Genomic DNA, 25108 nt, shown 5'->3' with positions numbered 1-25108 from the left:
CCTGTTTTAGATGGCTTTAATAGCGAAATTATTGCTTTTAATCTTTCTTGTTCTCCTAATTTAGAACAAGTAAAAACAATGTTGGAACAAGCCTTCACAGAGAAACACTACGAGAATACGATTCTCCATAGTGACCAAGGTTGGCAATACCAACACGATTCTTATCATCGGTTCCTAGAGAGTAAGGGAATTCAAGCATCCATGTCACGTAAGGGTAACAGCCCAGACAACGGTATGATGGAGTCCTTCTTTGGGATTCTGAAATCGGAAATGTTTTACGGTTACGAGAAGTCATTTCAGTCGCTTAAGCAATTGGAACAAGCCATTGTAGACTATATTGATTACTACAATAATAAACGAATTAAGGTAAAACTAAAAGGACTTAGCCCTGTGCAATACAGAACTAAATCCTTCGGATAAATTAATTGTCTAAATTTTGGGGGTCAGTACACGTATCTCTCTGTTTTATTCTCGTATCCTTCCCACAACTTTTAAGGAGTCCTGCAGATTGGAGATACCTAGTATTTCTAACAACCTGTATCATTTTTAGCTTGATTTACTTCTATACTTTCTATCAACTCGTTAAAGAAGTCAATCAAAAACCGCTCATTTAGGAGGTTATCAGCATGAAAAAAGAAGACTTCACCACTCGCCTACTTCGAAATCTCTTTCATATCCAAGGCCCTTTTGATGAATGCCGGCAAGAAATTATCTACAAGGCTTGCGCCCGTTCCATGGTCCAAATCGTTTACTCTTCCTTCTTCCTCTTCTTGTTTTATCTGTTATTTGGACGCTTCATAGAGGTGGTTCGCTATGCCATGCCCTACGTTTACACTGGACTCATTTTTTTCATTACCTTAAAAACTCAAAGAGCCGTCAAAGAACTCCATCTGGAAAAAGATGACAAGTCAGAAATCATCCTCAAAACCTACAGCAAAGCCCAAATCAAATTCCGAAGTTGGATTGTGTTTATCGGTCTTCAGATTGGCCTCTTTACCTTACTCATCTTTCATAAAGTCTTCGTTCAGCAGATGTCCCTTTCAGATTTTGTGAAGTTGCTCATGCAATTCGACAAAAGTGTTCCTTTCCTAATGTACGGCCTGATTATCGGCAGCATTTTTGGAACCCTGACCTACGGATTTCTATCACTACAGGAGGAGAAAATTCCTAAAAATACCAAACAGAAGGAGAAAAGCAAGCAATGACTGCACTATACGATTTTTCAGTCTTGAACCAAGACAAGCAAGAAACTCCACTAGATGCCTATCGTGGTAAGATTCTCTTGGTGGTCAACACTGCTACTGGATGTGGTTTAACGCCCCAGTACCAAGGACTTCAAGAACTCTATGATCGCTATCAAGAACAAGGTTTTGAGATTTTAGACTTCCCTTGTAATCAGTTTATGGGACAAGCACCAGGCAGCGCAGAGGAAATCAACACCTTCTGTAGCCTACATTATCAAACCACCTTCCCACGTTTTGCCAAGATCAAGGTCAACGGTAAGGAAGCAGATCCTCTCTATGTTTGGTTGAAAGACCAGAAATCTGGCCCACTAGGAAAACGAATTGAATGGAATTTCGCTAAATTTCTCATCGGTCGTGATGGGCAGGTCTTTGAGCGTTTCTCTTCAAAAACAGACCCCAAACAAATTGAAGAGGCCATACGTAATCTACTCTAGACTTCATTTAAATCCATCCTTCTATGCTCCCTAAAATAGAAGGATGGATTTTCTTTAAAAAGTAAACGAAATTCTTTAAATTAGATGGATTTTCTTGCTTTTCTCTATTGCATTTCTCAGAATAATTTAGTATATTTGTTATATTAAGGTTTATTAGGTCATTTTAAAGATTAAGATGGCAATTTTAATTTTTTTATCTTAAAATGAAAGCGCTTAAACAGGAGGGAGATTAGACTCAAACTATTACACAAAGATTAACTAACGCTAAAGAAAAATCGTTTCCAAGTCATACTTGGGCTCAGACAGTAGCTGACTGTCTTTATTCAAACTAGGAGTACATTATGAATCGATACCTTTTTGAAAAAGGGCAAACTTTTAGCATCAGAAAATTAACCGTTGGTGTTGCTTCGGTTATGGTTGGGCTCGCTTTTTTTGCATCTGGTACAGCACTAGCTGACGAAGCAAAAATTGAAACTACAAACTCTCAACCAAATGTAGAAAAATTGGCCGAAGCTGAAAAATCCAAACCAGAAGTCAAAAATGAAAGTCCTGTAATTTCTAAACCTCAAGAGTCAGAGAAATCAGAAAAAACTGTTAAACCAGTAGAAGAGAAGACTGTAGCAGAAACTAAAACTACTGACTTGCTTCCTGAAGAAATCCACGATCAAGCTTATCCTGATACGCCCGTGAAAAACATAGATACTTCAGCAATCGTAGACAAGAAGGATAGCCCTAAAGTTGAGACAGAAAGCATTCTAAAAAACAAGGAAGAACTTCCAAAAGAAGCTGAAAATGGTAATCGTGCGATCATCAACGGTGGTCTAGATTTGAAGCACGTCCCTTATGAAGGACAACCTGCTACTGCTGCTAGTATGATTTACACTATTTACAATGGTGGTTCCCAACGCTATATCGTGTCTGGTTCTGGTATTTTTGTGGCACCAAATGTCATCTTAACTGTCGCTCACAACTTTTTAGAATCAGACCGTGATACAAAAGAAGGACATATTCGAGGTGGAGATTCTGCTAAGTTTTACTATAACCTCGGTTCCAATTCTGCTGTTCGCAATTCTCAACCCGTAACAGGTAATACTACTCTTTTCAAAGAAGAAGATATTCATTTTTGGAACAAGAAAGAATTTGGAAAAGGATATCAAAATGACTTGGCTGCTGTTGTAGCACCTGTTCCTCTTCAAATCGCTAGTCCAAATAAAGCTGCCACCTTTGTGCCTTTAGCTGAAAATAAAACCTATAAACCGGGGGACCCTGTTAGCACGATTGGATATCCAACTGATTCAAGCTCACCTGAGCTCAAAAAACCAATTGTAGCTGGTCAACTTTACAAGGCTGATGGTGTCGTGAAATCTGTTGATAAGTATGATGATAAAGGTTCAAAAGGCATCACCTATCATATGACTTCTGTTTCAGGCCTTTCAGGTGCTGGTATTATCAACGGTGATGGTAAAGTAGTCGGTGTTCACCAACACGGCACAATTGAAAACGGCATCCCCGACAAAGACCGTTTCGGTGGGGGAATCGTTCTCTCACCTGAACAAGTCAAATGGGTAAAAGATATTATTGCAAAATATGGTGTCAAAGGTTGGTACCAAGGTGATAACGGGAAACGATATTACTTTACTCCTGAAGGAGAAATGTTCAGAAATAAAACTGCTGTTATTGGCGAAAATCAATATTCTTTCGATGAAAACGGTGTTGCAACACTCATTAAAGGAATCGATTACGGACGTGTAGTGATTCAACACGTAGATGAAACTGGTAATCCAATCAAAACTGATGATACTTTTGTTGAAAAAACTGAAGTCGGAACAGCTTTTGATTATGACTTCAAAAAAGAAATCGCTAAGACTGACTTCTATACAAAAAATCAAGAAAAATACCAGATTGTCTCTATTGATGGCGTCGAAATCAACAAGCAACTCAAAGATGAGTGGACCTACAACGTCGTCAGCAAAACAGCTCCAGGAACACGGGTCATCAAGGTGGTTTATAAAGTGAATAAAGGTTCATTTGCCATTCATTATCGTTTGAAAGGCTCAGAGCAAGAATTAGCAGATGTTGTTACTGATAATAATGACGGAAAAGAATACGATGTTTCTTTTGTAAACACTTTTGAAGCAAAAGAAATCGCAGGCTACCGTGCGCTCACTCCACGCTTAGAAGCCAGCATCCAGCACAAAGGTGTGAATGATGTCATCTTTGAATACGAAAAAATCTCTGATAGCTCTAGTCCGACTTCAAATGTTTTACCTACTGCTCATCCAGAAGATAAAGAAACAGAAATCGGAAATCACGGCCCCCTTCCAAGCAAGGCTCAACTTGATTATCACAAGGAAGAATTAGCAGCCTTCATCCACTATGGTATGAATACTTATACTAATTCTGAATGGGGACATGGAAATGAGGATCCTAAAAACTTCAATCCAACTAACTTAGATACAGATCAATGGATCCGTACTCTAAAAGAAACTGGTTTTAAACGCACTATTATGGTTGTCAAACACCACGATGGTTTCGTTATTTACCCATCTAAATATACAAATCATACCGTAGCTGCGAGCCCATGGAAAGATGGAAAGGGCGACCTTCTAGAAGAAATCTCTAAATCTGCTACTAAATACGATATGAACATGGGTGTTTACCTATCACCATGGGATGTTAATAGCCCTAAATATAAGGTAGCTACTCAAAAAGAATACAACGAATACTACCTCAACCAGCTGAAAGAAATCCTTGGTAATCCAAAATACGGTAATAAGGGTAAATTTATCGAAGTCTGGATGGATGGAGCACGCGGTAGTGGTGCCCAAAAAGTAACCTATACTTTTGATGAGTGGTTCAAATACATCAAGGAAGCTGAAGGAGATATCGCTATCTTCTCTGCCGAACCAACAAGTATCCGTTGGATTGGAAATGAGCGTGGTATCGCCGGAGACCCTGTTTGGCACAAGGTCAAGAAAGCAAATATCACCGAAAACGTTAAGAACGAATACCTTAACCACGGTGACCCTGACGGAGATATGTACTCTGTAGGGGAAGCAGACGTTTCTATCCGTTCTGGCTGGTTCTACCACGATAACCAGCAGCCAAAATCCCTCAAAGAATTGATGGATATCTACTTCAAGTCTGTTGGTCGTGGAACGCCACTTCTTCTCAACATTCCACCAAACAAAGAAGGTAAATTCGCCGATGCTGACGTGGCTCGCTTGAAAGAGTTCAAAGCGACTCTAGATCAAATGTATGCCACTGATTTTGCCAAAGGAGCAACTGTTACGGCAAGTTCTACTCGTCAGAACCATCTCTACAAAGAAAGCCACCTTACAGACGGTAAAGACGATACTAGCTGGGCTCTTTCAAATGATGCTACGACTGGTAGCTTCACAGTTGATTTAGGACAAAAGAGACGTTTTGACGTCGTAGAACTCAAGGAAGATATTGCCAAAGGACAACGTATTTCTGGATTCAAGATTGAAGTCGAAATCAACGGACGCTGGGTTCCATATGGTGAAGGTTCAACCGTAGGCTATCGTCGTTTGATCCAAGGTCAACCTGTAGAAGCACAAAAAATCCGAGTTACGATTACTGGCTCACAAGCTACACCAATCCTAACCAACTTCTCAGTCTATAAAACTCCAAGCACTATCGAAAAGAATGATGGATATCCTCTTGGACTAGAATACCACTCAAATACAACAGCTGACAAAGAAGGTACAACTTGGTACAACGAGTCAGAAGGTATTCGCGGTACTTCTATGTGGACCAACAAGAAAGACGCCAAAGTCACCTATAGTTTCACAGGAACCAAGGCTTACGTCGTATCAACAGTAGATCCAAACCATGGTGAAATGTCTGTATACGTGGATGGTCAAAAAGTTGCAGATGTACAAACCAAGAACAGTAGCCGTAAACGTAGCCAAAAAGTTTACGAAACTGGTGATTTAGCACCTGGAGAACACACTATTACTCTCGTTAACAAAACAGGTGAACCAATTGCTACAGAAGGAATCTACACTCTGAACAATAACAGCAAGGGTATGTTTGAGCTTGAAGCAACTTCTTACGATGTCGAAAAAGGAAAACCTGTTACTGTTACAATTAAGCGTGTTGGTGGAAGCAAGGGAGCTGCTACCGTTCGCTTCATTACGGAACCTGGAACAGGTGTTCACGGTAAGGTTTACCAAGATACAACTCAAGATGTGACCTTTGCAGATGGTGAAACAGAGAAAACTGTTACTATTCCAACTATCGACTTCACCGAACAAGCTGACTCAATCTTTGACTTCAAAGCCAAACTCACTTCTGCGTCTGATGGTGCCCTACTCGGTTTTGCTACCGACGCAACTATTCGAGTAATGAAAGCTGATCTATTGAAGAAAGATCAGACAAATTATGACGACCAGGCTAGCCAATTAGATTATAGTCCTGGCTGGAGACACGAAACCAACTCTTCTGGCAAATACCAAAACACTGAATCATGGGTATCATTTAGAAATCTGACAGAGGATCAGAAGAAGAAGACAACTGTGACTGCTTATTTCTATGGAACAGGATTAGAAATCAAAGGATTTGTTGACCCAGGTCATGGTGTCTATAAAGTATTCCTTGACGGTAAGGAAGTCACCTATCAAGATGGAATGGGAAATGCATCCACTATTGATGGCAAGAAATACTTTAGCGGTCATGCCACTAATCGTCAAGGTGACCAGACTCTAGTCAGCCTAAAAGGACTTGATGAAAACTTGCACGCAGTAACTCTCCAACTAGACCCTGACAATAATGATTTGACCAAAAATATCGGTATGCAAGTGGATCAATTCATTACAAAAGGCGAAGGCAGCGAGCTATACAGCAAAGCAGAAATCCTTCAATCTATCTCTAAATGGAAAGAAGATTTATCTAACTTTAATCCTGCTGGATTGAAAGATACTGCAACTGCACGCCAAGCGTTCAAGTCTAATCTTGATAAACTCACTGCACAATTAAGTTCTGATACGGTAAATGTACAAGATGTGATGTCAACAGTCACTACTTTGCAAGATATTCTTAGCAAAGATGAAAATTACCAAAAACCTGGAGACGAAACAAGCCCAGAACAACCAGTTGAACCAAAACAGCCTGAACAGCCTGAAATCAATTACGATAAGGCTATGGCTAGCTTGACTGAAGCTATCGAGAAAAAAGTGGCTGAACTTGGTACTAACAACGAGGCTAAGAAGAAATTAGTCGAAATTACTGATAAAGCAATCGCAGCTATCCAAAATGCTAAGACTCAAGAAGACGTCAACAAAGCCCTCAACAACGCTCTTGAACAAATCAAGCAATTGCAACCTAGTCAACCAGAACAACCGGTTGGACCGAAACAACCTGAACAGCCTGAAATCAATTATGATAAGGCTATGGCTAGCTTAACTGAAGCTATTGAGAAAAAAGTGACTGAACTTGGTACTAACAACAATGCTAAGAAGAAATTAGTTGAAATTACTGATAAAGCAATCGCAGCTATCCAAGAAGCGAAGACTCAAGAAGACGTCAATAAAGCCCTCAATAACGCTCTTGAACAAATCAAGCAATTGCAACCTAGTCAACCAGAACAACCAGTTGAACCGAAACAGCCTGAAAAACCAATTACTTCTTCAAGTCCTGAAGAAGGGGTTAAAGAGCTTGTCTTCCAACTCCCAAGTTTGGATATTGTTAAGAAGGCAGTACCATTCAAGACTATCCGTCGCGAAAATCCACAATTAGACAAAGGGAAAGAACAAGTTCTAGCAGAAGGGAAAGACGGTCTGCTAATTGAGTATGTCGAAGTAGATGGTAGCAATCGTAAGGTAGTTCAAACTGAATCAACTCCAGCTCTAGATAGAGTAATTGAGGTTGGAACTAAACAAAGTTCTGTAGGAACAGAGACGCCACCAGTTGTGACTCTCCCTGAGTATGTTCTACCTAGAGAAACTGAAAAACCAGCTCCTGCAGTTGTAACAGAAGATTCACCAAGAAAAGATGAAAAAGCACCTGTTGCTACTACAGTTAAACAAGACAAGGAAAAACAACTCCCAGAAACTGGAGAGCAAGAAGCAAATGCCTTCTTATTCTTGGCTGCTATTACTTCAGTATTGTCTCTACTCATCTTCCAAAAGAATTTCAAAGACTAATTAAAATCTTTACTTAATTCTTTTCAATGATTCTAGTTCCCCCAAAGAGAAGACCAGCCGGTCTTCTCTTTTTCTATATATAAATCAAAAAACATCCATGAATTTATATGGATGTCTTAGTATATATAAAACAGAATGATTATTGAACTGACCCCAAAAAGTTAGACAGAAAAAATCTAGCTTTTGGGGTGCAATTCATTCTATCTTTGACTAGGCAGAAGAACTTGAGTATATAGAAGCTAATAAAGTTGCAAAAATGTTAAGAAGAATAAAGGCCACTAAAAAGATTCAACTTGCAGAGTCAAAGAGATAGTAAGATTTATATCTAACTCATGAACAACTCCAAGAATGGTTCTCAGCATTTCAAGAAGATTTAGATAATGATAAAATAACCCTTAAAGATTATGTCCTATTTTATCTCACTTTTTTCTTAGGCGATAGAAAATCCGAAACATATGCTCTTCAATGGAAACATATCGATTTTTCAAAATCACAGATTCAGCTAATTCAAGCTTTAGATAGATATGGACAAGTAAAACTTACTAAAGGAAACAAGAAAACTATTTTCTCTATTTCTAATGACTTACTTCAGCTTCTTACCTCTTGGAAAGAACAACAAAGATATGAACTAGCAAAGTTTGGCATCATCAGTAATCCAGAACAATTTGTTTTTACATATATCGACACAAAAGGAAACATCAACAAGCCTTTACATGCTGACTATCTGAACAATAAAATGAAAAGTATTAGAAAGCGACATAAAGAGCTGACACATGCTACACCTCATAAACTGCGACATACAGGAGCCACACTTGCTAAACAAGCAGGACTTTCTCTCGAAGCTATTTCAGAAGCTTTAACTCACAGTGATAAAGAAGTAACTAAGACTTATGTCAACACAAAAGATACTGTAAATCAGACTGTTGGAGATATTGCATTTCGTAGTCTAAAAAAATGATGGGGTGAATTTAGGGTGAATTTAGGGGTGAACTCTTGATTTTTAGACAAAAAAAGACATCCAAGAGAAAATTCTTGAATGTCTGTAAACATTGATATAATCGTATTGATTAACGTTTACTAAATTGTGATGCTTTACGAGCTTTCTTAAGACCTGGTTTTTTCTACATCATGATATTTATGGTAAATTATCACTAAAGTCAAGTAATTTTGAGAGATAAATCTTCAATTTTTACATATATAATCCTTTTAAAAATCGATAGGTTATCAAAGGGTTATCAATTTTTAGTTTTCTGAGCTTATGTAATCGAGAAATACGAACTACTGTATCACAAAGTTGATGTACAGTTTCTTCGTGCCTGGACAATTTCTTTTTCTATCCTGAAGATATTTAAACAGTGCCAGATATTATTTCTAAACACTTAGAAATAATCAAATAAATTAAATATTATTTATAAATATTTGAAAATAATTTACGTTTGTATTATACTATCTTTGAGGTAACTATTATGAACTATATTAAAAGACCACATTATTTAGACTTTTAAAAAAGACATCGTGACCGCCAAATCATCAAAGTTGTGAGCGGAGTTAGACGAGCTGGTAAATCTGTTCTCTTTCAACTCTATAAAGAGGAATTACTAACAACTGGGGTAGACGAGGATCAAATCATATCCATCAATTTTGAGGATCTGAGTTATTATGACCTGCGACATTTTCAAACATTATTTGCTTATATAAAAGAGCGGTTAGTTGAGGAGAAAACATACTATATCTTTTTAGATGAAATTCAACATGTTGAAAAATTTGAACTAGTAGCAGATAGTCTATTCATCTTGCCAAATGTTGACCTCTATTTGACTGGATCAAACGCCTACTTTATGAGTAGCCAATTAGCAACAAACTTGACTGGTCGGTATGTTGAGATAGAGGTTCTTCCTTTGTCATTTGAAGAATACCTATCAGGCCAATCTCTCTCAGAGAATCTGAATACAACAGAAATTTTTAACAATTATCTCTTTAGTGCTTTCCCTTACTTATTGCAAACATCATCTTACGCTGAAAAAATTGACTATCTCAGAGGAATATATAACTCCATACTGTTAAATGATATTGTCACTAGATTGGGAAATCCAAATCCTACTATTATTGAGCGCATTGTCCGAACCCTTCTCAGTAGTACAGGTAGCTTAATATCAACAAATAAGATTCGCAATACCCTGGTCAGCCAAAATGTTTCAATATCCCATAATACTTTGGAAAATTATTTGACGACTTTGACAGACAGTTTACTTTTTTATTCCGTTCCACGTTTTGATGTAAAAGGTCGAGCATTATTGCAACGCTTAGAAAAATATTATCCCGTTGATTTAGGTTTACGACATCTCTTATTACCAGACCACAAAGAAGATATTGGGCATATCTTGGAAAATATTGTCTATTTGGAATTGAGACGTAGATATTCACAGGTATATGTTGGTAATTTAGATAAATATGAGGTTGATTTTGTTGTTGTAACTGATCTTGGCCACTACGCTTATTATCAGGTCAGTGAAACAACACTTGCTCCAGAAACACTAGAAAGAGAACTTAGACCACTAGAAGCCATTAAAGATCAATTCCCCAAATATCTATTAACAATGGATACGATGCAGCCAACAGCAAATTACAATGGTATTGAGAAGAAAAATATCATAGATTGGTTACTAGAAAAATAGATAAGTACTGAACCTATAAATTGAGACACAAGAAAAACACTCCTGTCAAAATCTGGTGAAACTATGAACAGGAGTGTTTTGTTATGGCCGAAAAAGCTTATTCAGTAGAAACTAATACTAGACTAAAAATCAATGATGGAAACTCTTGATTTCTATACAAAAAAGACATCCAAGAGAAAATTATTGAATGTCTGTAAACATTAATATACTCATATTGATTAACGTTTTGAGACAACTGACCTTGTCAGGTTGCAGCCACATTTATAAGCGACTAAAGTCTCAACAACTGTGTCAATTGTTCCAATTTCCATGAAAACATCCTAAATCATTGAGCTAATGGCTTGAGGTTTAGAATTTTTTATATTTATATTTCATATCCAATTCTTGATAAATATAATATCTCAGCACTTCTTGAAGAAGCAATTTTGTTTCATACATCTCCCTGATATCTGTTATCATTTCTGGATAGTTATCTTTCGAATCACCATGAGTATAGTAATTTCGTGTTTGAATTAATTTTATTATTAGTAATTCTCTCTCACTATTCGAAAAAATTTTAGACAGATTAAGCTCATCAATTGAATCGAATAAATTTTTTAAACATTCGGCAAGATTAGGCTCTTTTTGATTAAATTTCAATTTATTTCTAAATTTTCTTCTTACCTCTTCTAAAAGATGTGTGTTTATAAAGTCAAACAAAGATTGTCTAGCTTTTTCTTCAACATCAGATAAACATTTCGGATTTTTAAAATTCTTAAAATTTCTAGAGTAAACTTCCAAATTCCTAATAGCATCAACCAACTGATCTTCCAAATATAAATCACCATGAAGATTTTTTGAAAATTGTCTCACTATAAATTCAAGTTCCTCAGATTTATCAAACCAATGATTTAAAATATGTTCAAAATTATCTTCTAATGTCCTCAAAGAAATATCTTGCTGAGAATACGATTTCCATTTTTGGGATTTTCTAGAATGCTGAACAAAGAATTTGCCTTTTATAAGTGGCATACGCTTACCATCTATCATTTTATAAAGAACAAGAAATTCAATATTAGTAAAAGACAATGGTATATTTGATAAAATCTCAATATTTTCTTCTCCAGATACAGCTAAAATTATCTTTAAACTTCTAATATATCGATTGAGTTCTGCTATTTCTATGTCAATATCCAAATATTTTTCAAATATAGCAGTAGCTACTTCTACCAAATACAATAGAATGTAGGGTGTTTTCTCATAGTATAAATTCCAAAAATCATTCCAAATCTTCTCATCGGTAAATATAAAATTAAGATTTCTCTTTTCTGTGGGAAAATTTTTATTCCTTGTTACTAAGTGAATTGATTTATCAAATACACTAGTCAAGCTATTTTCAGCCTTTCTATTGTATACTATATCATACAACAACTCCTGGTTTGAAAAGTATAGGTTTCAGTTGGACTAAAAACAGCGTAATAACAAGCCTTTTCAGAACGATATCTACTGATTAATTTCATAAAATATGAATCAATATTTTTTAAATGGGGGAATAGTTCAGGTCTGTAAGAATTAACTTATACACTTATAAGGTTTATTCTGATCGACTTTATAACTGTCTACGAAAAAAAGATAGAGATTAAAAAAATAGAAGAAATTCAGCGATCAAAGTTAGTATCTCTACTTCTTAATCACTCTCACTAGTAAACAAATCTTCCCACTGAGTGATAGATGCTGGTAGGATTAACTTATACTTTTCATAGAAATCTAGTAAATCGTTGTCCCCTATCCTAAATAAATTTTCTATCTTGTCTAAATTTATTACTCTCGGAGCATATAAATATACTAGATAACCATCATCTACATATTGTTCAAATTCTAAAGCATCAAGTTCATTTGCCTTCTTCCCTTTTACTTGAACTACTGCTTTTCTTGGATTATTGATGTCTCTTGAGATCATCTCACATTCAATTTTTATGGTTGTAGACTTCTTTGCAATTGAATTAGAAAGTACATAATAATTTTCCTTAATTTGAAGATATGAGATAACGAGTTCTTCTAAATCAAATTCAGGCAGATTATTAAGAAGTCCTCCTCTAAATGGAGTTATCTCAAAATAATTATTTTTCGAAGATATATTAAACAACAATTTTGAGTATTCTATTATACTCTTATCCCAAATCCTTTCAATCGTACTACCACGTGGCCTATTAAAGGAAGATTTAATCTGTCCAGGAACTTGCATTCCAACATTAAATGCATCAACAGATATGATTGAACCAATATCTAAATTAGTATCACAGACTACTTTAGCAGAAGATTTCGCTTTACATATCCAATAATTTCCATTTAAATCTCGTGTCCAGAATAAGTCATCTATCTTAGAATCCTTAAAAACATTTATTGCCGGATTCGCTCTACCTCTTTCTTTTTTTATTCGTCTATAGTATTCATTAAAGTCATCTTCACTAATATCGCTACTTAAGCGACTCCAACCAAGTGCAAGATACTGTTCAGAATTATTTAAACAGAAGTCAATCAACTCTTGCCTAATGTTATCATTTCTTTTTAAGTGTATTCTTGCAACATAATCCATTCAAATTAGCCTCTCTTACTTTTTTCTTTCAAAATTATTTCGACTCCCGCTTGATGTAAAATATCATATCTAGCACGACTTATTTCTGATTCATTGATTAAGTTAAGAAGATTATCGATTTCTTTTCTTCCTTCTTCACTTAACTTCGGCTTTATATCATCTAAATTTTTTTGTAGTCTTAGAAACAATTGAATAGCTACTTCGTAATCTTTTTTCTCTTGTAATTCTTGCTGCTTGGCTAAAAATTCTTTTTCTTTCTCTTCGTTTTTCTTCCTATTTTGTTCAGCCATTTCACAAAGTATTTCATAATCCACTGTTTGAGTCTCAAAATCTTTTTTTACCAACTCCATCATTTGAGGCGTAATACGAATACGATTATAAGCTTCTTTTACTAAGGAAGTGATTTTATCCCAATAAGGTACTTCTGAGTCTTCTCGGAACATTAATATTTCTCGATCCGTTATGACAATTTTCTTTTCTTCATCAATGAAATAGCCTTTTTCTTTGTAATTATTTAAATCAGAAATATACTTCTCTAATCTCCACTGTTTTACAATTTTTTTACCACTGTCGGATAAATCAGAGTCGACCACATATCCATATAACCAATCAGGAAAATCAATATCACCTATAGTCCATCTTTGTTTCTCATCGGAGTATATTTCATTTCTTAATTCTCGGTCCGGAAATTTAACCTTATTATAAACGTACTTAATAATCTCATCACCCTCTTGAATGTATTCATTCCAATACTTTTCATACTTTGCATAAGGTGATAATGGACGAGTTCTATATATAACTCTACTCATTTTTTACTCCTTTAGTTTATGAAATTCATAGTATCCTTTTTAAGCAAACAAAAATTTCTCTCATTCACCCTTAAATATTTAATCAAGATAATTTTCTTCCATTTTCTTAATAAGAGTCTTCATATCATCAATTAACGACTTTGGAGACAATACCCTTAAGGATTCTGCTTGGCTTAATAGCCACCTCTTCAACCCTGGTGTATCTTGACTCACAAATTCAATAATATTACCAGTTGACGTTTTTTCAATTATTTTTGCTGTTGAGAATTGATCAATAACAATTGCTGGATCGTTGACGAATAGGACTCTGATCTTTAACTCTTTTCCTATGAATGAATCTACACGTTTATTACGAATTTCTCCATCACGAAATTTTCTTCCATATGAGAGAGGAGGTTTCTTTTCTTTAGATTTTACCCAATTAAGAATTCTATCTAATTTCAAGGTCATATATGAATCAAAAACTAAATTATAGGCTACTATGTAAAAATAATGAGTATCATAGTAAAGAGAAACCGGAAAAATTGTATGTCTCTTTTTAGTATTATAAGGAGATTGATAATCAATGTCTAATACCAACTCCTTACGAATCAATTCAGACCATTCCCAAACCTTATCAATACGATTTTGTGTGTCTGATAGTGGTGCATAATTTAGCAACTCACTTGCAATAATACTAGAAACTTCTTTTTGCTCATCTTTTGAAATAAGTGCCAATAAACTATCAAGTAAAGCCTTGTTTTCTTCCTTATTCAAAGAACGATTTTCTAGTAAAATTTTTGAAATTATAAGAATATCCTTTTTATTAAATAAAGATTTCCCTTTTAGGTATTTCGTATGGTGCTTGGCATCATAAGCAAGCTCTGCTGCAACCATTGGTTGTGTATCTAAGAAACCAGACAAGAGAGAAAAATCTCGTTGTATAGTTTTTTCACTAATACCAAATTCATCTGCAAGCTGAGCCTTAGCTAAATGTGCGCCAGACTGTAATCGTAAAAATATAGTTAATAAGCGTTCTTGGTCGTTCATATAATCCTAAATCCTTTAACAATATTATAACATTTCCAATGGTTCAGATTCAATCAATTTCCTATCTCAAATCTTTTACTGATCATACTCTTTTTTAAATACCGATTTCTTCTTTTAAAGCCTACTACAGGTTTTTCTACCTTCCAAATCCTATTAACGATATTGATTTTGATAATTTTGCTTCAATAGCTACAATAGCCTTATTTATATCTGTCAATGTAATTTGATTTAAAAAGTTTTCATCTTCTAACTGAATCTTATCACCTTCAATCACTCGTTGTGCTTGACTGAAGACAATCTCATCTACTAATTTTCGGACGTATCTAGCATTTCCAAAATAGCTACAATTCACAACTTCTGAAAAATGCTGATGTAGTACTATCTTACAATCGTCAATTAATTGATAATGTCTTTTATTTATCATCAATTCTAAAATAGCAATTAGTTGATTAACTGTATAATCAAAAAATTTTATTTCTCTAGAAATTCTAGAGGATAATCCTGGATTAGTTTCAATGAATTGGGCCATCAATTCTTCATATCCAGCAAAAATAACCAACACCTCATCCCGACGATTTTCCATTTCTTGTATGATCGCTGAAATAGCTTCGTGTCCAAAATCTCTCTCACTACTCTGAATAAGACTATAGGCCTCATCTATAAAGAGTACTCCCCCTTTTGCATCATCAAAAGCTCTTTTTACTTTTGGAGCAGTTTGGCCAACATATTCACCAACCAATTCTGTTCGCCCCACTTCCACTAACTTATTCTTTTGAATTATTTTATTGTTGTATAAAATTTCTGAAAAGAGCCTGGCAACTACTGTTTTCCCTGTGCCAGGATTTCCGGAAAAAACAAGATGACGATTTAATACTTGGTTACTAAACCCATGAGCCTGACGCAATGCAGAAACCCGATTATATGCTAACTGCTGATTTAGGACTATTTTCACTTCTTCTAAACCAATTAATTCACTCAACTTTTTCTCTGCAGTTTCTTCATCTTCAACTGAAGATTCATTTTTGATAATAAATCCATCGAGATTTAATTCGTATTTATCTGAAGGATCATAATTATTTTGTACCGCAAATTCAATAAGTTCTTGAACAAAAAGACGAACTTCTTTAGCATCCTTTAGCACTTTATTTTCAAATAGATCTTCAAAATCTTCGTTACTCAATTGAACACTTTTTTGGTTTAGCATTTGAAGACCGATCCCTTTAAGCTCTGATTCATCATACTGCGGAAAATTAATAATTGATACCTTATTAAAATCTTCAAGTAATTCTTTTCTAATAGATTCCGCCTCTTGAATACTTCTAGAGATAATAATATTAAAGGAATTCCCCTTCTTCTGTCGAAAATTATCAAAAATGTCTGATTTTGTTTTTAATCTTGCTGAAAGATAATCAACTAATACAGAGAAATCTTTTTCACCTATTTTAGGAACAAAATATTGATTGCAATTAACAAATATCGCATTCATTCCAAAGAGAGACTCTAGAAATTTGATTGCAAACTTTCTACCCGATCCTTTCTCTCCAATAAAAATATAAAAATGTTGCTGTTGTTCATTATTATTTATTTTTTCTTGAAATGAAAGATATGTAATTAGTTCCTGAACAGCCTTCTTAAAATCAGTGAGACCATAAATGTTTTTCAATTCATCCAGTTTTTCAAAATTAGGCTTTAGATAATGAGGTATTGTCTCTTTATTTGCACTTAATAAGAATTTTACTAATTCTCTTCTATCACTTGTTTCAAGTTTCTTTATAAAATCACTTTCTGTTAGAGTTTTAACTTTTTTTAATGTAAACTCATGATCAAAAAAATCCTTTATTTTCCCCATGATTTCTTGATCATTGTAATTTTCTTGAGAAATAAGGTAATAAGCGTCATCCTCTTTAAATAGCAATAAACGATTAGTATTAATAAAATCTTCTGTTTGAGTTTTTAAGAAATCATCATGATTCTTAAACTCAACTTGATAATAGTTCATTTAATTTCACCTCTTTTTATTGATAATTTAAGTTTACAAAAAAGAGTGGACAAATTATGTCCACTCAATTGTTGCTACAAAAAATTTTTTTAAGAGAAATCTCATTATTTGTTTAAAAAATTACTAATGAAATCCTTGTTAATTGCCAGCTAAAAGCAAATAACCAATGTAAGATTCATTGTTTAGTTTACCAATTTGTATAAGAAACAATCATTTTGGAGTGACGATAGTATATATACCTAAAATAGAGATACACTATTTTAGTGAAGCTTGGATCTTTCTCGAGTAAATATAGTTGCTAAGGTATTAGCATAAAGTTCAGGCGTGAAATCTTGATTTTGAACCTTCTCCAGTAATTGTACAAAATATTCCTTCTCAGTACCCTTTGTATTAGAAATCACATCTAACAAAAATCTATTTAATTCACCAGCTGCGTTTTCTGAGTTGTAGGATTCATAAAATTTTTGATAAAATTTATCGTATTCCTCGTTTTTTTTGAGTAAGTTCACTTCCTCTTGCTTATCTAACAATTGTTGATAAGAGACATTAAGATCAAGCCAATCTTTTTCAAACTGCTCGAGTAATTTGTCTGATACTTTTTTCCTATTATAATATAATTTTATCAAAGGTATAATATCTATCCATACCTGATCAATAAAAACTTTAACAATCTTGTCTTTAAAGATAAGTAAAGGCTTATCATCACATGTATGCACACGATATCCATTTGTCTGTAATTCATTTATCAGGTCTTCAATATGAGTTTCTGATGTATTGCCTATATATTGTTTTAGCCATTGTGGCATATTAGGATCTTGGATATGCCAAGACTCGCTCAAATATTTACAATCATTTCTTCTGGTTTCACCTTTTTCTAGACGACCTGGTACTCGTGTGCTAGAAATGGTATATTTTTCAATGATATCTCCCTTTTGATAATATTCATTATGAAAGCGTTCGTATTTATTGGGTCTATGAATTTTTGTTCTATAAATTAGTTTCATTACTATTCCTTTATTTTTCATCATTTATCAAATTAAGCTAGAAATTTCACCTGGCTCATTTAAAATTGATACAGAGTTTTGTAGTTCAAGAACTTCCTTGAGATTCGATTTCTCTTATCAGCTAGAGTTGATATGAATATTTGGGAAAGTCCACTGAAATCCATCCTCTTTAGAGGTCCATAGTGTCTAAATAAAACATTAGAATGTTCATGAGCCTGGAACATCCAAAAGATATAAGCTCAGTATAAGTATATCACAAATAACAACATTTTGACTTTCCGAAAAGTAAGTATTTTCTCGAAAGATCTTTAATAGTAGCTGACAACATCTATATTATACTTATGATATTTATTTGGTATAATGTTGAAAGGAGGAAGTAAAATGAAAAAATTAATCGAATTAATATTGGTATCTATATCTTCATTTTTGCTAATGGCTTGCTCTAAGCAATCAAATATCTCCTTAGATGGAGAATATTACTGGATAAACGAAAATAGAAATGAAGTAGCTTTTGTTATATCTGGTGATACGGGAACTATTAAACATGAAGAGGCCGAAGGTTTTACCATAGACAAAGAAAAATCGACCATTCAATTATTGGGAGAAAATATCATTAAACTGACAAAAAGTTATACTTTTAAAGATGATGTATTTACTGTAGATATTTCAGGCATGAGGCACGACTATTATAAAAAAGATAGCAAGGCTTATCAAAAAGCTTTAAAAAAGTATGGTTATCAATAATATCCTCGAGAATTAGTGGAAACTTTACTTAATTCATAAGAACACTACTTTTGAGTGTTCTTTTTTGTATCCGTAAAACATTTTAAAATACTTGTTTATAATCTGTATATACCGTTCAGAGTTATTTTTTATCATTTGAGAATTATTAGAGTAATCATATAATTTCTTTTGATATGATATAACCATGAAAAATATAAAAGAAAATAACATCCAAAGAGCATTATGGCATATCAAACGCCATTGTTACCAAATAGAAAACAACCACACTAACAGCGATATAACAACTGAACTATTCCATTTAAAAGCAAGTGTTGAAATTTTAATTCGAATTTGGAATGATGAAAAACCCTATCCAAATCTGGATAGGGACTAAGTGTTTTGAAACCTTGTTGAAATTTATTTTGGGTCAGATTCTAATTTTTTATAAAACTTGGTTGCATAGCTCAATGCCTCATAAAGTTTCAAAAAGTTGTACTCTCATCGAGACGATTCAAACAGCATATAAATATGCCATAGGATTGAAAGAAGTTACAAGTCACTCCTGGAAATTTCTATATCTCTTTATATTTCCGAAAAACAGTTATTTCGAAGCAGATAACATTGTTATTTCATACCCAAGATTTCTTCTATTCGTTCGTAGAATGAATTCGCTAAATATCTTCCTCTATTTTCAATATCTGAAACACCAAATCCATTCTTATTCCATTCCATCATATTGTTTCTACGATATGCAGTTCCGTGTTTTCTCTCTTTTTTAATCAGAAACTCTTTCATTTGGGGATAGGAGGATTTTTTATATTCAGATAGCTTTTCATCAACATCTATATCTCCCAAATCGTTATTTATTTGTTTTTCCAGCACTACAAGATTACCAATTAAATATTCATGGGAACTCGCGCTAATTGCATGCAGTTTTGCTCTTATATGTTCTATCGAATACTCATCATCATCCTTAGTTCGATATTCAACACCAGCTCCATGATTAGTTGTATCTAACCAGTTATTCAGAGTATATATTGCATATCTAGAAAGCATTTGTTCATGACTTATACCTTCCCATTCCCATCTACCACTATCATCAAACCTCAAGGCTGAAAAGTCATCGATGAAGTCAGGTAAGTCAGGCAAAAGTTCTACCATTTTTTGGGTTACTTTTGCAATTTCAACAATTACTTCATTGCCATTCATTCGATTACCAGCTACTTCACTAAGTAAATTTTTGGCGAAATCATAGTATATATCATCTAGTTCTGAGAAATCGGATTGAGAAGATATCGCCCTACAAAATTCATACACCGTTAATTGTTCGTAAAAATCAATTCTTCTTTTTGATGGTAATACTGTATCTTCTAACGCTATTAGTACCATCCAAAGTTGCTCCGATTGAGAAATTTTCAATAGCCATTTCAAATTTCGTCCAATTCTATTATCGGTCCCTGTGCTATTGTTTTTTAAATCTAAGATTTGTTGAGAAGAAGCTAAAACTGACTCTAAAAACGATAAATAGTCATCTGAAATTAATTTTTGTTGAAAAGACGAGTATAAGGTTTCGTTATTTAAATCGTAGTGAACTTCCCACCATTTTTCCAAAAACTGATCTATAGTTGTATTCAAATCCTTTGTAGTTAAAAAAAGTGCCTTCCACTTTTCTAATACCTCATCATTTCCTGTTGGTGCCATTCTTCTTTTTGTAGCATAGAACAACTTATGCTTAATCAAATCCACCTGACCTAAAGGTAGGCCTCGTGTATTTAAACGTCCAAAAAGTAAGTTGCTTTCAAGTTCGTCATCCACAATCACAATAGAAAGTTTTGTTTTTTGAATATGTTGTAATAACTGGTTTGCATCTAAGCCTTCTTCTCTAATACATTCTTCAAAAAATTCTATTGCTTGATTAAACGCATGGCGTTTCTCATCCTGTCTTAAACGAAGTTTTGAAGCTATTTTCAACCACAACTCATTATTATCACCTTTAAATTTTAACGGTAAAAAGCCATTTGGCTTATTGATCTCTCCAACAGATAAGATTAGCAACAACAGTGTTATTAATCGTTGTTGCCCATCTACAATTTCAAATTCCCTGTTCGCATCATTTTTAAAAACAATAATATTTCCCCAATAATCCGTATCCATATCAGGCTTATTCAACGAATGAATAAGGTCATCAAAAGTCTCTCTCCACTGCTCTTCTCTCCAAGAGTATTCTCTCTGGTACAAAGGGATAGAAAATTGATAAGTTTCTCCGTCAATAATTAAAAAATTTGAAAAAATATTTTCAATAGTACTTTCACTTGAAATACTGATATACATTAGCTCATCCCTATTTTTTTATTACTTTATTTTCCATACGTTTCATATACTGTTCCATATAGTCATAGTCTGGTTGACCATTTATACCAACTGGAAGTTGTATTTTTTCTCTCTGTATTCTTTCATCATTCATTTCACGATTGAATGAATACTTTTCACCAATTTTTGACATACGACTAGCAATAAAGAGATATTGCTGCTTGGTCAATTTGGAATTTACCAAAGCTGTAACGTGATCAGAGGCTATAAACTGATAATCATGGTAAAATACACTTCCAACGCTTCCACTATTAGCAATTGTTAAACAATTCCTAAATTTTCTAACCCCTTTTTGATTTCCTAAGAAACCGTCGCACCCATTATTCATTTTTGTTGAACTTATATAAGGAATGTTACCTGAAATATGATCAGATTTTTTCAAGCGTTTACCTCGTTTAATAGTTTCAAATATATCTGTCAAGAAATACTCTTTCCACTTAACTTCGTCTAATTCTCTAAAATCTGTTATTTTATTTGGTCTAGGAAGTCGATAGGTAGCCTTGATTTGATTTTATTTAATTTAATTTGAACGTATTCTTCCATAAATGCCCAATCAGGCGTCCCGTAATTTGTAACAGGAAGCATAATTTTCTGCCTTTTAAAATTTCCTAGTCTATACTGTTTTCCATAACTAAATTGATTTGCATTATCAAAAACTGAAGTAATAAATAATTTACAGTTTTCTGAAATATCATCATTAATTAACACTAGAATATTATCATCTGCACTATAGGAATAATTACGGTAAAATGCATTTGCAAACATATCAATCGTGATTGTGTTTTTAGGAAAAATTTCCTGCTCACTATTTGCAATAAAACTAGCAATTCCACTGTTATGAAAACCTGCTGTTATAAATGGGCGCATCCCTGCAATACGACTACTTTCGACAAGACGTTTGCCACGTTTTACTTGGAATAACTCTGCGAGTCTAAACTCTTTCCATTTTCTATTCTTCATCCTGTACCTCTTCAAATAAATAGCCTCTACCATGGGTATACATATCAAATTGGAAACTCAGATAATCTGCAACAGTCTTTTCAAAATCAGTATCACTTGGCGGTTCATCATTAAAGTAGTAAAAACTGTGTAACCACTCATCCTCTGCTTGGATTGTCGATTTCACCATAAACTTTGTCGTGTAATTCTCTTCATTTCCATTAATAACATCAAATAAGTAACGTCTGTTTTTCTTTGCTGTACCATCATCAATCAAACCAATATGTTTTCTTACAACGAAACCATCTTCCTCAAAATTAATAAATTTAACTTTTTTTCTTTCGATATCATGAGGTTTCCCTGCCTCGAAAACCGCGATAACAGGATTAGTCCCCACGCCATAGAAGGTATCTTTATTTACAGTAATTACCATATCTAAAGTATGTTTTTCAAGAATTTTTTTCTTGTATTCTTTTTCTTCCTTAGATTTACCAACCATCGTTGATTGGGGGACAATCACCGCTAATTTCCCCCCAGTCACCAGCATATCCAAAGCGTGACGAATAAAATTGATTTCTGTTAGAGTTTTGTCTGTTTTCCCTTGAGAATATGGTGGATTAAATAAAATTTTATTTACTTTCTGCTTCTGTGTATCTTCACCAGCAACAGAAAACATATCATTTAACTGTAGATTACTTTTACCATCGCCTCGTAAAATCATGTTCGTTGTTGCTACAGTGAACATCTTCTCCTGTAACTCTATCCCCAGTAGCTGATGCTGCTTAATATGCTTTATTTCATCCTTATTCTTCGCTAGTTTAGTCATTCTATTCATTGCAGAAATCAGAAAAGCGCCACTACCACAAGCAGGATCCAATACATAATCAGTCGGTAACACATCAATTAATTCCGTCATAAGAGTCGTAATATGGTGAGGCGTCAAAACAATTCCAAGACCATTCCCATCACTTCCACCATATTTCACAAACTCACCATAGAAATTACCCAAAATATCGTAATCTGTATTTTGTTTAAAGTGATGGATAACTTTATCTTGTAGTTTTTTAGTAAAATAATGAAGCGGTGTAACTCCTAATGTCCCGTTTTTTTCATTCAGCCGGACATTAGTTTCTAAAAACGAGAACTTAGTGAGAAGAATATTGACCTTGTCTTCCGGCATAACACCTTCAGATGCAATGTAATCTTTAACTGCTTTTAGAATTCTCATTCCATCATTATCAATTACTGGCCTTGTTGTGTCCTCAATACCATCAGTTTTTTTAGGATACTTATTACCCGTTAATTTTTTGATATCAAAATCTTCCTCATTAAGGGCTAAAAGAATTGCCGAAATAACTGTTGCCTTATTCTCACCTTCGAGAGATGCATAGTTCCGTAAATCTTCATGTAATTCTTTTGAAACATTTTGCAATTCGAAAATGCGTTTTTGCTCAATAGAATATTCTTTAAGTACATTTACTGAATACCATTCATTTATATTGTCCGGGTGAAGTTCCTGAAGATCAATTAACTTCGGAAGTTTTTCTTCAGTAATTCCTTCTTCAGTTATAGAAACTAATACAGGTTGAATGCTATGAAATTCCTCATCCCCTGTAATACCTATTGCTATTACTTCATCAAAAGAGCTTGTCTTCGTTACGATATGGTTTGCATAGTGCACCGCACCATTTACAGCATATCCTGATAATGATGGAATATCTTTTGCAATAGAACCATCTGTAGTAAGATTGATAAGTTTATCATTGTCTCTTTTATCTTCTATAACAATAAGATAATCTGAAATTTGCATAACAAATTCAGGCTTTCCAATCCCAGATTTCCCTTGTTTGCTAGCTCCTTTTAGTGCTTTAGCAATTTCTGGATGAGAGGAACCTTGCTCATCATACCGGACACCAAATTTTTCTATCTCTCTTCTGACATATTGATCAGTTGCTGTTGCTTCGTTTGCCATATTTTTCACTTCCTTAAGTTTATCACTTTTTATTATATCAAATAAAGTTGCATATTGCTTGAGATTTTGCTATTCTCTCTATATATTATACGCTTTTTAGTAATTTATATAATTATTCTAAGGTTTAAAAAAAGCAGAATATCACTTTGAAAAAATTTTAACTAAGGGGGACATTAATAAATCTTTGTATTTATTTGTATTTATAAGGAGAACTAGTTAAATTCATTTACTCCACTTACCTCATCTCAATATCTCTTTAAATTAGCTTTAGCTATTTTTACCTATCTTTGATTTTTATATAATATATTTAATAGTTCTAAATTTGCCTTTTTTCTTGCTTCTGTTTCAGATAATTTTTCATTATCCCAAACATAGGCTAATGATTTCCCCTTGTTATAAACAAGCCACACTTTTAATCCCTTTTTAGCTCTAGTCTCATGCCAACAATTTTGATTTAATAATTCTGGTAATTCTTGACTAGTCACAAAATTTGTTTGTTCATTTTCTTTTTTAAGCTTAATAACAGAGACGGTTGATACTTATTAAATTCTGCAATCAAAATTTCTTTTACTTGATGAAAATAGTGATGAAGAGAAGCATTCTGACCGTCTATATATTCTTCAACTGCTTGCTTAATGGCTGACTCATCATCTACTTCATAGTGCCTTAATAAGTCAATTAAACGAAAAGAAAGTGCCCGTTTTGAAACTGATCTTTTGAAAGGTATCACAGGAATAATAAATTTTAGACAACAGAACAATATCTGGCATAAGTATAATAGCTGAAAAAATGTTGGCTTCTCGTTCCAACTCTGATTCGTTATTATCCACAGATTCTGTAAAATAAGACCCCTCATGCTTTAAAATAAAATGTCCCAGCTCATGACATAAGGTGAAGTGGCGCTTAGTCACTGGATTGTCTTCTTCATAGGAAAAACTAATACCAAACTCATCAATAACTGTCAAACCTTCAATCTTATGATTTGAAAAGTGATGACTAATTACTTGGATATTATTATTACAAATGCAATGGTCAAAAAAGTAACGAAAGTGATAATTTAGGGTTGAAATTTCTTCTTCTTTCATAAAAGAATATAGGGCCTGTTTTGTTATTTCACTTACCCTTGAATACAATTCATCCAACGAACAGTACCTCCCTTAAGTCATAA

General features: G+C 33.8%; 16 protein-coding genes and 5 pseudogenes. 8 read left to right on the top strand and 13 right to left on the bottom strand.

The features are described 5' to 3' along the window. The 6 genes and pseudogenes from B7692_RS04410 to B7692_RS04380 all read left to right on the top strand — a co-directional run. The coding region (locus B7692_RS04410; protein ID WP_142360021.1) for an IS3 family transposase at positions 1–420 on the top strand (420 nt) is incomplete at its 5' end. Positions 421–626: 206 nt separating this feature from the next. Continuing rightward, complete coding sequence (locus B7692_RS04400) at positions 627–1205, top strand: DUF3278 domain-containing protein (RefSeq protein ID WP_084930021.1); 579 nt, start codon at positions 627–629, stop codon at positions 1203–1205. Next, a complete protein-coding gene (locus B7692_RS04395) occupies positions 1202–1678 on the top strand; it encodes a glutathione peroxidase (protein ID WP_084930020.1) in 477 nt (158 codons plus the stop codon). Before B7692_RS04400 ends, B7692_RS04395 begins: the two co-directional genes overlap by 4 nt. Before the next feature lie 341 nt (positions 1679–2019). Further along, a complete protein-coding gene (locus tag B7692_RS04390) occupies positions 2020–7845 on the top strand; it encodes an alpha-L-fucosidase (protein WP_084930019.1) in 5826 nt (1941 codons plus the stop codon). Positions 7846–8044: 199 nt separating this feature from the next. Continuing rightward, positions 8045–8803 (top strand): annotated as a pseudogene (locus B7692_RS04385) (tyrosine-type recombinase/integrase); the annotation flags it as partial. Positions 8804–9371: 568 nt separating this feature from the next. Then, positions 9372–10520 carry an ATP-binding protein gene (locus tag B7692_RS04380; protein WP_239822373.1) on the top strand — a complete coding sequence of 383 codons (1149 nt, stop codon included), beginning with the start codon at positions 9372–9374 and terminating at the stop codon, positions 10518–10520. A 348-nt stretch (positions 10521–10868) separates the two neighbouring features. Here the strand turns inward: B7692_RS04380 and B7692_RS04375 are convergent. The 8 genes and pseudogenes from B7692_RS04375 to B7692_RS04350 form a co-directional block, all read right to left on the bottom strand. After that, positions 10869–11621: pseudogene (locus B7692_RS04375) on the bottom strand (HEPN domain-containing protein); the annotation flags it as partial. After that, positions 11598–11933 (bottom strand): annotated as a pseudogene (locus B7692_RS11495) (hypothetical protein); the annotation flags it as partial. The pseudogenes B7692_RS11495 and B7692_RS04375, both read right to left, overlap by 24 nt. 253 nt (positions 11934–12186) lie before the next feature. After that, complete coding sequence (locus B7692_RS04370) at positions 12187–13095, bottom strand: ribonuclease D (RefSeq protein ID WP_084930017.1); 909 nt, start codon at positions 13093–13095, stop codon at positions 12187–12189. Between the two features lie 5 nt (positions 13096–13100). Next, positions 13101–13904, bottom strand: a complete 804-nt coding sequence (locus B7692_RS04365; protein WP_084930016.1) for a hypothetical protein — start codon at positions 13902–13904, stop codon at positions 13101–13103. 78 nt (positions 13905–13982) lie between these two features. Then, positions 13983–14933 carry a helix-turn-helix transcriptional regulator gene (locus tag B7692_RS04360; RefSeq protein WP_084930015.1) on the bottom strand — a complete coding sequence of 317 codons (951 nt, stop codon included), beginning with the start codon at positions 14931–14933 and terminating at the stop codon, positions 13983–13985. Positions 14934–15069: 136 nt separating this feature from the next. Then, on the bottom strand, positions 15070–16137 hold the full coding sequence (locus B7692_RS11595; protein WP_474104135.1) for an AAA family ATPase: 1068 nt from the start codon (positions 16135–16137) through the stop codon (positions 15070–15072). Positions 16138–16836: 699 nt separating this feature from the next. After that, positions 16837–16932: pseudogene (locus B7692_RS11590) on the bottom strand (DNA recombinase); the annotation flags it as partial. 260 nt (positions 16933–17192) lie between these two features. After that, the gene (locus tag B7692_RS04350; protein ID WP_239822371.1) at positions 17193–17960 is read right to left on the bottom strand and encodes a hypothetical protein; all 768 of its coding nucleotides are present in this window, start codon (positions 17958–17960) and stop codon (positions 17193–17195) included. A gap of 357 nt (positions 17961–18317) precedes the next feature. On the opposite strand from B7692_RS04350, the gene B7692_RS04345 reads away from it, so the two are divergent. Continuing rightward, positions 18318–18680 (top strand): hypothetical protein, encoded by a 363-nt coding sequence (locus tag B7692_RS04345; protein ID WP_084930013.1) that lies wholly within the window; start codon positions 18318–18320, stop codon positions 18678–18680. 184 nt (positions 18681–18864) lie between these two features. After that, positions 18865–19053 carry a hypothetical protein gene (locus B7692_RS04340; protein ID WP_084930012.1) on the top strand — a complete coding sequence of 63 codons (189 nt, stop codon included), beginning with the start codon at positions 18865–18867 and terminating at the stop codon, positions 19051–19053. A gap of 230 nt (positions 19054–19283) precedes the next feature. Here the strand turns inward: B7692_RS04340 and B7692_RS04335 are convergent, their stop codons facing one another. The 5 genes and pseudogenes from B7692_RS04335 to B7692_RS04315 all read right to left on the bottom strand — a co-directional run bounded on the left by B7692_RS04335 (position 19284) and on the right by B7692_RS04315 (position 25082). Continuing rightward, the gene (locus tag B7692_RS04335) at positions 19284–20990 is read right to left on the bottom strand and encodes a DUF262 domain-containing protein (RefSeq protein WP_084930011.1); all 1707 of its coding nucleotides are present in this window, start codon (positions 20988–20990) and stop codon (positions 19284–19286) included. 10 nt (positions 20991–21000) lie between these two features. After that, positions 21001–21498: a restriction endonuclease subunit S gene (locus B7692_RS04330; protein WP_084930010.1), complete on the bottom strand. Its 498-nt coding sequence runs from the start codon at positions 21496–21498 to the stop codon at positions 21001–21003. Then, entirely contained in the window at positions 21495–21989 is a 495-nt protein-coding gene (locus B7692_RS04325; protein WP_205008223.1) for a restriction endonuclease subunit S, read from the bottom strand. The genes B7692_RS04330 and B7692_RS04325 overlap by 4 nt, the downstream gene beginning before the upstream one ends. Next, positions 21979–23940 (bottom strand): HsdM family class I SAM-dependent methyltransferase, encoded by a 1962-nt coding sequence (locus B7692_RS04320; protein WP_084930008.1) that lies wholly within the window; start codon positions 23938–23940, stop codon positions 21979–21981. Before B7692_RS04320 ends, B7692_RS04325 begins: the two co-directional genes overlap by 11 nt. Positions 23941–24221: 281 nt before the next feature. Then, positions 24222–25082: pseudogene (locus B7692_RS04315) on the bottom strand (ImmA/IrrE family metallo-endopeptidase). Positions 25083–25108 lie beyond the last annotated feature (26 nt).

It is taken from the genome of Streptococcus mitis (genome assembly GCF_002096925.1).
GTDB classification, from domain to species: domain Bacteria; phylum Bacillota; class Bacilli; order Lactobacillales; family Streptococcaceae; genus Streptococcus; species Streptococcus mitis_AF.
The sequence above is the reverse complement of the archived record's forward strand: the minus strand, read 5'-3'. Positions and strand labels throughout refer to the sequence as shown.